The 13,952-nt window shown below is 66.6% G+C and carries 13 protein-coding genes; 2 read left to right on the top strand and 11 right to left on the bottom strand.

The window, feature by feature from the left end; all coding sequences use genetic code 11:
- Positions 1–8: 8 nt before the first annotated feature.
- From AC07S4_RS13745 to AC07S4_RS13730, 4 genes are all read right to left on the bottom strand, one after another.
- Positions 9–926 (bottom strand): protein-L-isoaspartate(D-aspartate) O-methyltransferase, encoded by a 918-nt coding sequence (locus tag AC07S4_RS13745; RefSeq protein ID WP_494987192.1) that lies wholly within the window; start codon positions 924–926, stop codon positions 9–11.
- Positions 923–1,660, bottom strand: a complete 738-nt coding sequence (surE, locus tag AC07S4_RS13740; RefSeq protein ID WP_161071898.1) for a 5'/3'-nucleotidase SurE — start codon at positions 1,658–1,660, stop codon at positions 923–925. The genes AC07S4_RS13745 and surE overlap by 4 nt, the downstream gene beginning before the upstream one ends.
- A gap of 147 nt (positions 1,661–1,807) precedes the next feature.
- Complete coding sequence (locus AC07S4_RS13735; RefSeq protein ID WP_494987191.1) at positions 1,808–3,730, bottom strand: KGGVGR-motif variant AAA ATPase; 1,923 nt, start codon at positions 3,728–3,730, stop codon at positions 1,808–1,810.
- Between the two features lie 9 nt (positions 3,731–3,739).
- The gene (locus AC07S4_RS13730; protein WP_161071896.1) at positions 3,740–4,348 is read right to left on the bottom strand and encodes a toll/interleukin-1 receptor domain-containing protein; all 609 of its coding nucleotides are present in this window, start codon (positions 4,346–4,348) and stop codon (positions 3,740–3,742) included.
- Positions 4,349–4,514: 166 nt separating this feature from the next.
- Between AC07S4_RS13730 and AC07S4_RS13725 the strand changes: the two genes are divergently transcribed.
- Positions 4,515–5,495 (top strand): NADPH:quinone oxidoreductase family protein, encoded by a 981-nt coding sequence (locus tag AC07S4_RS13725; protein WP_494987190.1) that lies wholly within the window; start codon positions 4,515–4,517, stop codon positions 5,493–5,495.
- A 131-nt stretch (positions 5,496–5,626) separates the two neighbouring features.
- Here the strand turns inward: AC07S4_RS13725 and yoaA are convergent, their stop codons facing one another.
- Both yoaA and AC07S4_RS13715 read right to left on the bottom strand, forming a co-directional pair.
- Positions 5,627–7,579, bottom strand: a complete 1,953-nt coding sequence (yoaA, locus tag AC07S4_RS13720; protein WP_494987738.1) for a DNA repair helicase YoaA — start codon at positions 7,577–7,579, stop codon at positions 5,627–5,629.
- Between the two features lie 137 nt (positions 7,580–7,716).
- Entirely contained in the window at positions 7,717–7,917 is a 201-nt protein-coding gene (locus AC07S4_RS13715; RefSeq protein ID WP_494987189.1) for a YdcH family protein, read from the bottom strand.
- A gap of 149 nt (positions 7,918–8,066) precedes the next feature.
- Here AC07S4_RS13715 and AC07S4_RS13710 point away from each other — a divergent pair, with 149 nt between their 5' ends.
- Complete coding sequence (locus AC07S4_RS13710) at positions 8,067–8,873, top strand: PP2C family protein-serine/threonine phosphatase (protein ID WP_494987188.1); 807 nt, start codon at positions 8,067–8,069, stop codon at positions 8,871–8,873.
- 3 nt (positions 8,874–8,876) lie between these two features.
- Here the strand turns inward: AC07S4_RS13710 and AC07S4_RS13705 are convergent, their stop codons facing one another.
- The 5 genes from AC07S4_RS13705 to odhB form a co-directional block, all read right to left on the bottom strand.
- Complete coding sequence (locus AC07S4_RS13705; protein WP_494987187.1) at positions 8,877–9,602, bottom strand: hypothetical protein; 726 nt, start codon at positions 9,600–9,602, stop codon at positions 8,877–8,879.
- A gap of 14 nt (positions 9,603–9,616) precedes the next feature.
- Positions 9,617–10,714 (bottom strand): cell division protein ZapE, encoded by a 1,098-nt coding sequence (gene zapE / locus AC07S4_RS13700; RefSeq protein WP_494987186.1) that lies wholly within the window; start codon positions 10,712–10,714, stop codon positions 9,617–9,619.
- Between the two features lie 117 nt (positions 10,715–10,831).
- Positions 10,832–12,265 (bottom strand): dihydrolipoyl dehydrogenase, encoded by a 1,434-nt coding sequence (gene lpdA / locus AC07S4_RS13695; protein WP_494987185.1) that lies wholly within the window; start codon positions 12,263–12,265, stop codon positions 10,832–10,834.
- A gap of 24 nt (positions 12,266–12,289) precedes the next feature.
- Complete coding sequence (locus AC07S4_RS13690) at positions 12,290–12,625, bottom strand: PspC domain-containing protein (RefSeq protein WP_161071890.1); 336 nt, start codon at positions 12,623–12,625, stop codon at positions 12,290–12,292.
- 60 nt (positions 12,626–12,685) lie between these two features.
- Positions 12,686–13,927 carry a 2-oxoglutarate dehydrogenase complex dihydrolipoyllysine-residue succinyltransferase gene (odhB, locus tag AC07S4_RS13685; protein ID WP_494987184.1) on the bottom strand — a complete coding sequence of 414 codons (1,242 nt, stop codon included), beginning with the start codon at positions 13,925–13,927 and terminating at the stop codon, positions 12,686–12,688.
- Positions 13,928–13,952 lie beyond the last annotated feature (25 nt).

Here is a 13,952-nt window from a genome sequence, read left to right as displayed (position 1 = left end):
GCGTGACCTTACGCGGTACCGGGGCGCAGGGGCACGAAATGGCAGTCCTCCAGCGTCTGGCTGGTCCATTCGGCCTTGCCAAGCCGCGTCACCAGCTCCAGGTGCTGGGCGCGCGCGCCCACCGGGGCGACCAGGCGGCCGCCTATGGCGAGCTGGTCCAGCAGCGCCTGCGGCACTTCCAGGCCGGCGGCGGCCAGGATGATGCCGTCGAACGGGGCGGCCTGAGGCAGGCCAAGCATACCATCTCCGTAATGCAAGCGTAGATTCGCTAGCCGCAGCGGGCGCAAATTGGCCTTGGCCAGCTCGTGCAGCGGCTTGATGCGCTCGATCGAATACACCTCCTGCGCCAGGCAGGACAGCACGGCGGCCTGGTAGCCGCAGCCGGTGCCGATCTCCAGCACGCGCCGCAGCTGGCCGCCGTTGCGCATCACCTCTATCATGCGCGCCACGATATAGGGCTGCGAAATGGTCTGGTGGTGGCCGATCGGCAGCGAGGCGTCGATATAGGCTTGCGAGGCCAGCGCCTCGTCCATGAACATATGGCGCGGCACCGCCTCCAGCGCGCCCAGCACCGCCGCGTCCTTCACGCCCTGCTTGGCCACGCGCGCCACCATGGCGCGCCGCACCGCGTCCGACACCAGCGGGTTCTGGCGCGGCGCGGCGGCCGGGGCCGCCTGGGCCCGCTCCATCGCCAGGGTGTGCGAGCGCGACGGCATGGCGACCGGCGCGCTGCCGGGCCGCACCGCCGTGCCCGGCGCCGCCCCCACCCGCACGCCGGGATGCGTGCCGCCCAGCGCCGCGTTGCGGGCGGCGTTCTGCGTGGCCGTCTGCGGCGTGGCCACCGGCGAGAACACCGCCGTTTTTTTCTGCGCGTTGTCCACTACGGACGACAGCGGCAGCGGGAAGGTGCGGTGTTTGTCGCTCATGCCAGGCCCTTTGCCAGCGTCTCGAGTTGGGTACGGTGCGTCAGGTCCACCTGCAGCGGCGTCAGCGACACCCGGCCTTGGGCCACGGCGTGGAAATCGGTGCCCTCGCCCGCGTCCTTGCAAGCGCCCGGCGGGCCGATCCAGAAGATTTCCCGGCCGCGCGGGTCCTGCGCGCGTATCACCGGCTCGGCCTGGTGGCGGCGGCCAAGGCGGGTGGCGGTCAGCTCGCCCATGCCCGCGTAAGGCAGATTCGGAATATTGACGTTAAGCAAGTACGGCTTGGCCAGCAGATCGAAATAGCGCTGCACGATGTCGCGCGCCACCTTGGCGGCGTCGTCGATGTGCTGCCAGCCGTAGGCGCCCTGCGAGAACGCGATGGCCGGGATGCCGAACAGATAGCCCTCGGTGGCGGCGGCCACGGTGCCGGAATACAGCGTGTCGTCGCCCATATTGGGGCCGTTGTTAATGCCGGACACCACCAGGTCGGGCTTTTCGGACAGCAAGCCGGTGAGCGCGATGTGGACGCAGTCGGTAGGCGTTCCGTTAACAAAGTAGAAACCGTTGGCGGCCTGCTGCACCGACAGCGGACGGTCCAGCGATAGCGAATTGGAGGCGCCGGAGCGGTTGCCTTCGGGCGCGACGACCACGATGTCCGCTATAGGCGCGAGCGCTTCCGCCAGGGCGTTGATGCCGGGCGCCAGATAGCCATCGTCATTACTAATTAGGATACGCATGGCTGGGATTTTACCTGAAGCAATGGCGCGCCAGCACATGCCGACGGCCGCCTCAAACAAATTTAATAGCCGAGTGGCAACGGTGGCGCGCCCAAGGGCAAAGCGGCCCGCGCGCCGGGCCGGGCTGCCGGCCTGCAGGACCTGGCGCTAAGCGCGCGGCGCGGGCGTATCCTCCGGCAACACCTGCTCGCGCACCGCTTCGGCGCGCTGCAGCGGGTACGGCTCCTCGTAGCAGGCCTGCACCTGCTCCACGCCGGGGCCGCGCAGAATCACGCCGGCCGGGCCGACGCCGCCGTGGCCGGACGCCAGGACGGGACGCTGCGCCGGGCGCTGCAGCGCTGGCTGCAAAGGCGCTTGCAACGGCGCGTGCCCTGGCGATTGCGCAAGCGGCTGCACCAGCTGCTGCGCCGCCAGGCCATAGTGCAACTGCGGACTTGCCATCTCGTCCATGCGGGCTAGCGTCTGCGCCAGCGCGGCGCCCACGCGCAAGGTCTCCTCGTGCTCGGCGCCCAGCAGGCGCGCGCGCACCGCCAGCACCTGCTCCTGCGCCTGGCGGGCCAGCTCCAGCTCGCCGCACTGGTAATGGATGGCGGCGCGCGCGGCCAGGCTGGAGAGCGTCAGCGGATGCTCGGGTCCCAGCAAGCGCATCTGAATCTGCAGCACCTCCTCCTGCCGGTCCAGCGCCGCCTCGGCATAGCCCTGCCGCGCCAGGGCGGCGGCCTGGGCGCTGCACGCCTCCAGCACATCCGGATGTTCGCCGCCCAGCAGCCGCGTGCGCGTTTCGACCACGCAGCGCAGCAGGATGCGCGCCTGGTCCAGCTCGCCCTCCCGCAGCAGCGCGCGCGCCAGCAGCGCCTTGGCGGCGGCCGTTTCCAGATGCTCCTCGCCCACCACCTTCACATGCAGCTCCACGCTTTCGCGCAAGGCCAGCACAGCGGCGGCGCCGCGGCCCTCGTCCGCATACAGCAGGCCCAGCCGGAACAGGTCGCGCGCCAGCATCATGCTGTAGGCGCCGCCCGCCTCCACCGCCCGGCGCGACTGCGCCACCGCGGCCTGCAGCGGGATCTCGCGCCGCGACTGCCACGGCGGATGGCCGCCGGCCAGCCAGCCCAGCAAGGCTTCGTAGGAACGCGTGGCGGAAAAGCGGTCGGCCACCGGCTCGCCACGCACCGCCAGCCGCTCGCCGCGCGCCAGGCTGCGCGACTGCGGCAGCTGCACCTCGTCGAAATAACTCTCCAGCGACGGGCGTGCGATGCCGTAAGCCTCGCCCAGCACCTGCTCGAACAGCGGCTGGTAGCCCGGCAAGCCGGTGGCCGGATCGCCGCGCCGGCACAGGGCGCGCTGCGCGCTGCACTCCATGTCGGTGCGGGTGGGCAAGGGGTAAATCAGCAGCGGGCGCTGCTCGTCCTCGTGGCTGCGGCGGTAGGTGGTGGCGCGCTGCACCAGCGCCTGCAGACCTTCCAGGCTGCGGCGGTTGGCCTCGAACAGCAGCACCAGCCGCGTCGGCAGCAAGGTGGTGCAGATGCCGCTGCTGTCGCTGCGGCCGCTGCGCGCATCCACCAGCACGTAGCGGAACTGGCGCGCCAGCATCTCCGCAAAACAGCGGAACAGCGCCGGGCACTGGTGGAACAGCGCCTCCCAATCCAGCGCCGCCACGCGCTCGGCGTAGCCGGCGTCGAAGCGGCCGGCGCGCATCAGGTACAGCGGGCGGCCCTGGTCCGCCCGCACCGCGTAGCGCTGCCAGCCGACCGCGTCCAGCACCGCCCTGGCCTGCTCGGCGTCATCGTGCGCCGCCGCGCGCCGGCCTCGGCGCTGCAGCTGGTCGCGGCAGGCCGTGAACAGTTCCAGCAGGCCCGGGCCGTCGGCCAGCGGCGGAAAATACTGGTGCAGGCCGGGCGCCTCCAGGTCCCAGTCCACCATCAGCACCGGCACGGTGGCGTGAGCGCGGCCGGCCAGCAGCATGGCGGTGTTGGCCACGGCCATGCTGCGCCCGGCGCCGCCTTGGTGCGAGTGGAAAGTGATGACTTCGCCGGGCGTGGCCAGCGGCGGCAGCAGATGCGGGTTTTCCATGATGTACCTTCAGCGCGGAAAATGGGGCGGCGGCGTGGCGCGCCACTCCTCGGGGATGGGAGGCAGCACGAAGCGGCTGCAATCGTGCTCGGGCGGGATGCTGTGCTTCAGATAGTGATAGTGGGCGGCGATGCGCTGGACGATTTTTTCTATGTCCGGCAGAAAGTCCGGATTGGTCTTGAGGTCGCCGCTGGCCAGGGTGTAGCGCGAAAAATCCACATACATGCCGGGATCGGTGATTTGGGTGGGGAGGCTGAAGGGATGGCGCGTCATGATGACCGGGATAATCAGGTGGCTGGGCAGCGGATACCACAGGCGGCGCTCGTTTTCGATCTGCTGCATGGCGGCGAACTCGCGCCGGGTGTAGCCGTGAGCCTCGTATTTGGGTGTATAAATGACGATCATGCACACGCTTTCGCACAGCGCGGTGGCGATGCGCCGGTCCAGGTCATCGCCGCCGCCCAGCTGCTCGGTATCGATGAAGAGCTCGCTTTCATTGTCGAAATGGGGCTCCAGGTAGCACTTGAGCGCCTCGGCCAGGTCATTCTTGAATTTGATCATGTGGGGATGGCGCCCGTGCGCATAACTGAAGAAACAGCCGTAGCGTATCGTTGACATGGCAGCCTCCTGCTTGCTTATAAAGCCACTGTAGCGCTCTGGCCGCACCGCGCTTTGCGAAAACGCAAACGGACGTCCCGCCGGATTTATGCCACAACCGCGCCACAGCCGCGCCGAAGCAGCGTAAAATAAAACGACCGTACTATTAATAAAAACCGGAGACCGTATGAAAGCCATCGTATGCAAAGCCTGGGGCCTGCCCGACACCCTGACCGTGGAGGAGCTGCCCGACCTGGCCGCCGCGCCCGGCCACGTGGTGCTGGACGTGAAGGCGGCCGGCGTCAACTTCCCGGACGTGCTCATCATCCAGGGCAAATACCAGTACAAGCCGGCGCTGCCGTTCACGCCGGGCAATGAAGTGTCGGGCGTGGTGCGCGCGGTGGGCGACGGCGTGGAGGGCTATAAGGTCGGCGACAAGGTGATAGCCTTCTCGGCGCACGGCGCCTTCGCCGAGCAGCTGGCGGTGCCGGCGCAGGCGCTGATGCCCATGCCGCCCGGCATGGACTTCGACACCGCCGCCGCCATCACCCTCACCTACGGCACCTCGCACCACGCGGTGGCGGACCGGGCGGCGCTGAAGGCGGGCGAGACCATGCTGGTGCTGGGCGCGGCCGGCGGCGTGGGGCTGGCGGCGATCGAGATCGGCAAGGCGCTGGGGGCGCGCGTGATCGCGGCCGCCTCCACGGACGAGAAGCTGGCCGTGTGCCAGGCGCACGGCGCCGACGCGCTGATCAACTACAGCAAGGAAGACCTGCGCGAAGCCATCAAGGCCGCCGCCGGCGGCAAGGGACCGGACGTGGTGTACGACCCGGTGGGCGGCGACTACGCCGAAGCGGCGTTCCGCTCGATCGCGTGGCGCGGGCGCTACCTGGTGGTGGGCTTCGCCAACGGCGAGATCCCCAAGCTGCCGCTCAACCTGGCGCTGCTGAAAGGCGCGTCGCTGGTGGGCGTATTCTGGGGCGAATACGCCAAGCGCGAGCCGAAGGCCAACCTGGCCGGCATGCGGCAGTTGCTGGGCTGGCTGGCCGAAGGCAAGATCAAGCCCCACATCTCCGCCCGCTACCCGCTGGCCGGCACGCCCCAGGCCCTGAGCGACATGGCCGCCCGCAAAGTCACCGGCAAGGTCATCATCAATCCCCAAGCCTAAGCAAGCTCAGCCGCATTCGGGGTCAGACCCCAAATGCGGCACAGTCATCATCAAACCCGAGCCAAAGCGGGCTGAGCCGCATTCGGGGTCAGACCCCGAATGCGGCTCAGTTCGCTAGCTTTGCGGAGAGGCTATGAGGGGGCTGCTTCGGTGTCCGGGGGCGCGCCTTTGAAGAAGTCGATCACGACTTGGGCTTCGCGGGTGCGCTTGAACGGCGGCAGGCTTTGCCAGACGCGGCGGCCGTAGGGCTTGGTGATCACGCGCGGGTCGCACAGCATCAGCACGCCGCGGTCGCCTTCGTCGCGGATCAGGCGGCCGGCGCCCTGCTTGAGGTTGATGATGGCTTCCGGCAAGGTGTGGTGCATAAAGCCGTTCAGCCCCTGCTTTTCCATCACTTCGATGCGCGCGGCCAGCACCGGGTCGTCCGGCGGGGCGAACGGCATCTTGTCGATAATCACCAGCGACAGCGCTTCGCCGCGCACGTCCACGCCTTCCCAGAAACTCTGGCTGCCGATCAGCACGCCATTGCCGGATTTGCGGAACTGGTCCAGCAGCTCGGTGCGGCCCTTGTCGCCCTGCACGAACAGCGGATACGGCAGGCCGCGCTTCTCGAATTCGTCGCGCAGCCGCTCGGCCGCGCGCTTGACGGCGCGCAAGGTGGTGCACAGCAGGAAGGCGCGCCCTTCCGAGGCTTCGATAATCGGCAGCGCCGCGTCCAGCACGGCGTCCGTGTAGCCCATCGAGTTCGGGTCCGGCAAGCCCTGCGGCACGTACAGGATGCCCTGCTGCTCGTAGTTGAACGGGCTGGGCCAGGTGCGCGCCGGTTCGCCCGTCAGCCCCATCTGTTCGGCGAAGTGCTTGAAGTCGTTCTTCACCGCCAGCGTGGCCGAGGTGAAGATCCAGCTGCGCGGCACGCCTTCGCGCTGGCCGTTGAAGATGGGCGCGATGGACAGCGGCGTCTTGTGCAGCTGCAGCGAACTGGTGTAGGCCTCCACCCAGTACACGGCTTCCTCGCCGCTGGCCACCTTGGCCTTGGGATCGAACTTCCAGTCGCGCAGCGCGGTCGCCAGCTCGATGCCGCGCATGCGGCACTGGTCCAGCGTTTCGGCGCGCTCGCCCTGCTTCTCCAGCACCGCCAGCATGCCGTCCAGCTCGTCCTTCAGCGTTTCCAGCGCCGGGAAGAAGCCGCTCGACGGCGCGATCTGCGGCAGCGACAGGCGCACGATGTCCTGCGGGAAGGTCAGGCGCAAGTCGCGCGCGGCCTTCTCCACTACCGTCACCACCTTGCCCCAGTCGGCGCCGTCGCGCGCGTGCGCCAGGCCTTCGGCCAGCACGTCGCGGCACAGTTCCAGCACCTGCGAGGTCGAGAACGTGTCGCCGAAGAACAGGGTGGCGGTGTCGGGCAGCTGATGCGCTTCGTCGAAGATGATGGTGTTGGCCGACGGCAGCAGCTCGGCAACGCCGGTGTCCTTCAACGCCACGTCGGCGAAGAACAGGTGGTGGTTGACCACCACCACGTCGGCCTGCTGCGCTTCCTTGCGCGCCTTCATCACGAAGCAGTCCTGGTAGTACTGGCACTCGGCGCCCATGCAGTTGTCGCGCGTCGACGTGACCAGGTTCCAGATGCTGGCGTTCTCCGGCACCCGCGCCAGCTCGGCCTTGTCGCCCGACGAGGTCATCTTCAGGAAGCGCGAGATCTCGCGCAGATAGCCGACGTCCTCGCGCGAGGTCATGCGCCCGTTCTGCAGCGTGCGTTCCAGGTGGTAGTGGCACAGGTAGTTGCCGCGCCCCTTGAGCAGCGCCACCGACACCGGCGCCTGCAGCGCGGCGCGCACGGTGGGGATGTCGCGCAGGAACAGCTGGTCCTGCAGGTTCTTGGTGCCGGTGGAGACGATGGTCTTGCCGCCCCACAGCAGCGCCGGCACCAGGTAGGCGAAGGTTTTGCCCGTGCCCGTGCCGGCCTCGGCCATCAAGGTGCTGCGCCCGTCGATGGCGGCGGCCACCGCCTTGGCCATCTCGGTTTGCGAGCGGCGCGGACGGAATCCGCCGACAGCCGGGCTGAGCGGCCCGCCGGGACCGAACATGCGGTCGATTTCGGCGTCGTGCTTGCCGGGTTCGGGGGTGGGTTCGGGCGCGCCTGCGGGAGCGGCCGCGTCAGCCGTGGGTCGTGGATCGGTCAAAATAAGCTAAGATGAGGCAGCGGCGCGCTGGCGGGCGCGGCTCAGGCCGGTACGTCGGGCACCAGTTGCATTTTCAGCAAGGTGATGTAGTCTTTGAGTTGCAGCTTGCGTTTCTTCAGGCGGCGCAGCTGGAGCTGGTCGTGGTGGCCGTCCAGGGTCAGCATATCGATCACGGCGTCCAGGTCGCGGTGTTCCACGTCGAGCTCAACAATGCGGCGCTTGATTTCTTCTACGTCTGTCATAGGGTACAGGGTCTCGGTTCTGCTTAGTTCTGCTCAGTTCTGTTATATTTCCCAACAGTTTCGCCTGGTCAACAACCCTACGCTTGCAACAAAACTGCTTACCGGTGCATAGTTTAACTCACGGCACTGATGCAGGCTAGCTGCTACATATGAGCATTTATAAAATCGAAGCCGGGACCGCCCAGCATCTGGGCAACCGGCCACAACAGAACGACCGCACCGTGCTCTACACGGCGGCGAAAGCACCCGGCTATGTGATGGCGGTGCTGGCCGACGGCATGGGCAGCGGCAGCACGGCGCCGGAGCAGCTGCTGCACACCGCCAAACAGTTGTTCGACGATTACCGCGCCGGCGACAGCGCCAACCTGGCGCGCGTGCAGGAATTGTTGCGCAGCATCGCACTGGAGACGCACGAGATCCTGGCCATGAATCCGCTGGGCGCCAGCGGCGAGCCGCAAACCACGCTGCTGCTGCTGGTGCTCACGCCCCAGGGCCAGGCCGTGTGGGCGCATGTGGGCGATTCGCGCCTGTACCGCTTTGCCGGCCCGCAGTGCGTGGAGCGCAGCAACGACGCGGCCTATGTTGAACACCTGGTGACGGTGGACAGGCTGCCGGTGGAGGCGGCCAGGAAGCACCGCAGTTCGCGGCTGCTGGCCAATGTGCTGGGCAACCGGCAGAAGGCGCCGTTTGTGAGCTTCGGCATGCACCAGGGCTTGCAGCCCGGCGATGCTTTCCTGCTGTGCTCCGACGGGCTGTGGCAATATTTCACGGAGGCGGAACTGGCCGCCGTGGTGGCGCGCGGCACGCCGCGCCAGTCTTCCGAAATGCTGATCAACAAGGCCATCGAGCGGGCCAAGGGCCAGGGCGACAACTGCAGCATGGCCATCATCAAGCTGGTGGCCCCGGCCAAGGAAGCGCCCACCTATACGGTGCAAAAAATGGGCAAAGCGGTGTAGCGCTTACTTGGCCTTGGCGGCTTTGGCGGCGGCGGCCGCCGCTTCTTTCGCTGCCTGGGCGGCCGCGTCGGCTTCGCGCTTGCGCGCCTTTTCATCCTTGGCGGCCTTCTTGGCGACGATGTCGGCCTGGCGCTTTTCGGATTCCGCTTTCTTCTTTTCAAAGGCCGCCACGGCGGCGGCGCGCTTGGGCGCCTCGGCGGCGTCCTTGGCCAGCTGGGCCTGCACCTTGGCCTCGTGCTGCGCCTGGCGCTGCTCCTGGGTGGGGCCGGGCTTGGCTGCCGGTTTGGCGGGCTCGCGCTCGACATGCGGCGCCGGCGGCGTCTCCACGCGGCGCGCCAGCTCCTCCTCGTCCTTCTTCACGCGCTCGGCCAGTTCGGCGTCGCGCTTGTCGACGGCGGTCTTGCGCTTGAAATGGCTGGCTTCCACCTCGATCGCGCGCAGGCCGGCCAGCGCCAGGCGGCGCTTTTCCTTGGCCTTGTCCAGGCAGTTGTTGACGAAGAACTTGCCGTTGCAGACCTGCTCGGCCGCGTTGTACTCGGCCTGCACGGCGGCGCGCTCGCGCGCCACTTCGGCAAGGCGGGCGTCGGCCTGTTCGACCGAGTGCGATTGCGGCACCAAGGGCTCGCCGACCGGCGCCTGCCCTATTTTCTGGGCCTGCGCCGGCAGCACGGCGCCTGCCGCCACGGCGGCCGCCATGCAGAGTGCCGCCAGTTTGAAGTACTTTGCCATCCTGATCCTGTCGTTTAGGACAGCGCTTCGGCTGCGCCGCGCTGTTCCTTGTCCATATAGTCGCGCGACTGCATCTCGACGATGCGCGACACGGTGCGGTGAAATTCGTTGGCCAGCATGCCGGAAGTATACAACTCCTCCGGCTCCACTTCGGCCGACATGATGAGCTTGACCTTCTGGTCGTAAAACACGTCGATCAGCCAGGTGAACCGGCGCGCTTCGGACGACTGCCCGGCCGACATCATCGGTATGCCGGACAATATCACGGTATGGAACTGGCTGGCGATTTCCAGGTAGTCGTTCTGCGAACGCGGCCCGCCGCACAGCGTCGCGAAGTCGAACCAGATGATGGTGCCGGCGCGGCGCAGCGCGCGGATCTGGCGCGCTTCGATGGTGACGTGCGGGTCGTCGTCGGCGGTCTCGGCGATGCGCGCGTAGGCGGCGCGCAGCGCGGCGTCGGTCTCCGCGCCCAGCGGGGTGTAGTAGGAATCAACCTGCTCGAGCGCGCGGCCGCGGTAGTCCACGCCGGCGTCCACGTTCATCACGTCCATCTTCTGCTTGAGCAGGGCGATGGTGGGCAGGATGCGGTCGCGGTGCAGGCCGTCCGGGTACAGCAGTTCCGGGTCGTAGTTCGAGGTCATGATGAAGGACACGCCGTTGTCGAACAGCGCCGACAGCAGGTTGTACATGATCATGGCGTCGGCCACGTCGGAGATATGGAATTCGTCGAAGCAGATCAGGCGGTATTTCTTGGCCACCCTGCGCGCCACTTCCTCGAGGGGATTGGCCACGCCTTTGAGCTCATCGAGCTGGCGGTGGATGTCGCGCATGAATTCGTGGAAGTGCACGCGCGTCTTGCGCACCAGCGGCACCACCGAATAGAAGCTGTCCATCAGGAAGGACTTGCCGCGCCCTACCCCGCCCCACATGTACACGCCGCGCGGCACGTCCGGACGGTTGATAAAGCGCTTGAAGCCGTTCGAGCGCTGGGCTTTATATTCCACCCACTGGTCGTAGCACTGCTGCAGGCGGTCGACCGCGCGCTGCTGCGCTGCGTCGGCCTTGAAGTCGCGCTGCGTGAGCGCGTGCTGGTAAAACTCTTGGACGTTCATGTGAGATGCCGGTTACGCATGGCGGGTTACGCGCTTTGCGCTAACCCGCCCTACGGTCCGCATCTCGTGGGAGGTAGGGCGGGTTGGCCGCGCCGCGGCGTAACCCGCCATTACTGCTTAGAAGTTCAGCGTGCGCTTGTCGATCGCCAGCGCGGCTTCTTTGGTCGCTTCGGACAGCGATGGGTGGGCGTGGCAGATGCGGGCGATGTCTTCGGCCGAAGCCTTGAACTCCATCGCTACAACGGCTTCGGAGATCAGCTCGGAAGCCATAGGGCCGATGATGTGCACGCCCAGGATTTCGTCGGTCTCGGCGTGCGCCAGGAACTTGACCATGCCCGAGGTGTCGCCCAGCGCGCGTGCGCGGCCGTTCGCCAGGAAGGGGAAAGTGCCTGCCTTGTACGGCGTGCCGTCGGCTTTCAGCTGCTGCTCGGTGCGGCCTACCCACGCGATTTCCGGCGATGTGTAGATTACCCAAGGGATGGTGTCGAAGTTGGTGTGGCCATGCTGGCCGGCGATACGCTCGGCAACGGCAACGCCTTCTTCTTCCGCTTTGTGCGCCAGCATCGGGCCGCGCACCACGTCGCCGATCGCCCACACGTTGGGCAGATTGGTTTTGCAGTCGCCGTCGACGGCGATGAAGCCGCGCTCGTCCAGCGCCAGGCCGGCCTTGTCGGCGCCCAGGCCGTTGGTGTTCGGGGTGCGGCCGATCGAGACGATCAGCTTGTCGAACACGGCGGTCACGGCGTCGCCCTTGGCGTCGTTGTATTCCACGGTGACGTTGTCCGCGCCCTTGGTCACGCTGTTGATCTTGCAGCCCAGGGAGATCTTCAGGCCCTGCTTGGTGAACAGCTTGTTGGCTTCCTTGGCGATCTGCTCGTCCACGGCGCCCAGGAAGGTCGGCAGGCCTTCCAGCACGGTCACTTCGGAACCCAGGCGGCGCCATACGGAACCCATTTCCAGGCCGATCACGCCGGCGCCGATCACGCCCAGCTTGGCAGGCACGGCGTCGATCGCCAGTGCGCCGGTGTTCGACAGGATCAGTTTCTCGTCGAAGTCCGCACCCGGCAGCGCGCGCGCGTTGGAGCCGGTGGCGACGATGACTTGCTTGGCGTTGATGGTCTCGGGCGCCTTGCCGGTGATGGCGATAGGATAGCCGTCGGCCGTTGCCGCGCCTTCGAAGGCCGCGCGGCCGTGGAAGAAGGTGACCTTGTTTTTCTTGAACAGGAACAGGATGCCGTCGTTGTTCTGCTTGACCACGGTGTCCTTGCGCTTGACCATCTGGCCCAGGTTCAGGGACAGACCGGACACGTCGATGCCGTGTTCCTTGAAGGAGTGGCCGGCGTGCTCGTAGTGCTCGGACGACTGCAGCAGCGCCTTCGACGGGATGCAGCCGACGTTGGTGCAGGTGCCGCCAGGCGCCGGGCCGCCTTTTTCGTTGCTCCACTCGTCCACGCAAGCGACCGAGAAGCCCAGCTGCGCTGCGCGGATTGCGGCGATGTAGCCGCCAGGACCGGCGCCGATGACGACGACGTCAAATTGTTTGTTGCTCATGTTGTATTCCTAATGATTGGCTTGTTACGTTTCGTCCGGGACGAAAATCCAAAGAAGCAGGTAAATCACCAGCCCAAAGCCGAAGCAGATTGTGAACAGCGTGAAGACCAGGCGCCAGATCCACGACTCCATGCCGGACACCTTGCCCAGGCCGCCGCAGATGCCGCCCAGCCAGCGGTCGGCGCGGGAACGGCGGAAGCGGTTGAATTCGCTGGCGAAATCGCCCGAGCCGCTGTCCTTGCCGAGCGAGACCGGCGTGGTGTCGAGCAGCTTCTGTTTGGCGCGCGCGAATTCTTCATCGCTCAGCGCGCCAGCCTGGTTGAGTTCGTGCAAACGCTTGATTTCTTCGGAAACGCTCATCAACACCTCGGGCTATGGACTGCCCGGCCTCGGAGCCGAGGCCGGGGTATTACCGGTGAATTACAGGTCCAGCAGCAGGCGGGCCGGATCTTCCAGCGCTTCCTTCATGGCCACCAGGCCCAGCACGGCTTCGCGGCCGTCGATGATGCGGTGGTCGTAGGACATGGCCAGGTAGTTCATAGGACGGATCACGATCTGGCCGTTTTCCACAACAGCGCGGTCCTTGGTGGCGTGCACGCCCAGGATGGCCGATTGCGGCGGGTTGATGATCGGGGTCGACAGCATGGAGCCGAAGGTGCCGCCGTTCGAGATCGAGAAGGTGCCGCCGGTCAGGTCTTCCAGGGTCAGCTTGCCTTCCTTGGCTTTCGCGCCGAATTCGCCGATTTTCTTCTCGATTTCAGCGATGCTCATCTGGTCCGCGTTGCGCAGGATAGGCACCACCAGGCCGCGTGGCGAACCGACTGCGATACCGATGTCGAAGTAGCCGTGGTAGACGATGTCGTTGCCGTCGACCGATGCGTTGATGATAGGGTATTTCTTCAACGCGGCAACAGCGGCTTTGACGAAGAAGGACATGAAGCCCAGCTTCACGCCGTGCTCTTTTTCGAACTTGTCTTTGTACTTGTTGCGCAGTTCCATGACCGGCGCCATGTTCACTTCATTGAACGTGGTCAGGATGGCGTTGGTCGACTGCGATTCCAGCAGGCGCTCGGCGATACGTGCGCGCAGGCGGCTCATCGGCACGCGCTCTTCCGGACGCTCGCCCAGTGCAGGCGCAGGCGCGGCGACTTTTGGCAGCGATGCCTTGGCGGCGGCTGGCGCCAGCGGCGCTGGAGCGGCTGGTTTCGGTGCGGAGGCGGCGGCCAGGGCGTCGCCCTTGGTCACGCGGCCGTCTTTGCCCGAACCGGCTACGTCGGAAGCGGACAGGCCGGCTTCGGACAGGATCTTGGCGGCGGCCGGCATGGCCACGTCGCCCTTGTTGGCGGCGGCGGCTGGAGCGGCTGCTGCGGCTGGAGCGGCGGCGGCTGGCGCTGCGGCGGCCGGGGTTGCGCCCACGGTTGCTTCGGTATCGATGATGGCGATGACCTGGTCGGCCACCACGGTTGCGCCGTCAGCTTGCAGGATCTGCACGATCACGCCGGCTGCCGGTGCTGGCAGTTCCAGTACCACTTTGTCGGTTTCAACGTCGATCAGGTTCTCGTCGCGGGAGACGGCTTCGCCGACTTTCTTGTGCCAGGTCAGCAGGGTCGCTTCAGCGACGGATTCCGACAGTTGTGGGACTTTAACTTCGATTTGTGCCATGTATAACTCCGTATCTTGTATTTTT

This window comes from Pseudoduganella sp. GW821-FHT05F09 (assembly GCF_059419605.1).
This window is presented reverse-complemented; position numbering and strand designations above follow the sequence as displayed.

Coding starts and splice junctions, on each gene's coding strand:
- AC07S4_RS13745 (WP_494987192.1), bottom strand. CDS start 926: ATGAGCGACAAACACCGCACCTTCCCGCTGCCGCTGTCGTCCGTAGTG.
- surE (WP_161071898.1), bottom strand. CDS start 1,660: ATGCGTATCCTAATTAGTAATGACGATGGCTATCTGGCGCCCGGCATC.
- AC07S4_RS13735 (WP_494987191.1), bottom strand. CDS start 3,730: ATGGAAAACCCGCATCTGCTGCCGCCGCTGGCCACGCCCGGCGAAGTC.
- AC07S4_RS13730 (WP_161071896.1), bottom strand. CDS start 4,348: ATGTCAACGATACGCTACGGCTGTTTCTTCAGTTATGCGCACGGGCGC.
- AC07S4_RS13725 (WP_494987190.1), top strand. CDS start 4,515: ATGAAAGCCATCGTATGCAAAGCCTGGGGCCTGCCCGACACCCTGACC.
- yoaA (WP_494987738.1), bottom strand. CDS start 7,579: ATGTTCGGTCCCGGCGGGCCGCTCAGCCCGGCTGTCGGCGGATTCCGT.
- AC07S4_RS13715 (WP_494987189.1), bottom strand. CDS start 7,917: ATGACAGACGTAGAAGAAATCAAGCGCCGCATTGTTGAGCTCGACGTG.
- AC07S4_RS13710 (WP_494987188.1), top strand. CDS start 8,067: ATGAGCATTTATAAAATCGAAGCCGGGACCGCCCAGCATCTGGGCAAC.
- AC07S4_RS13705 (WP_494987187.1), bottom strand. CDS start 9,602: ATGGCAAAGTACTTCAAACTGGCGGCACTCTGCATGGCGGCCGCCGTG.
- zapE (WP_494987186.1), bottom strand. CDS start 10,714: ATGAACGTCCAAGAGTTTTACCAGCACGCGCTCACGCAGCGCGACTTC.
- lpdA (WP_494987185.1), bottom strand. CDS start 12,265: ATGAGCAACAAACAATTTGACGTCGTCGTCATCGGCGCCGGTCCTGGC.
- AC07S4_RS13690 (WP_161071890.1), bottom strand. CDS start 12,625: ATGAGCGTTTCCGAAGAAATCAAGCGTTTGCACGAACTCAACCAGGCT.
- odhB (WP_494987184.1), bottom strand. CDS start 13,927: ATGGCACAAATCGAAGTTAAAGTCCCACAACTGTCGGAATCCGTCGCT.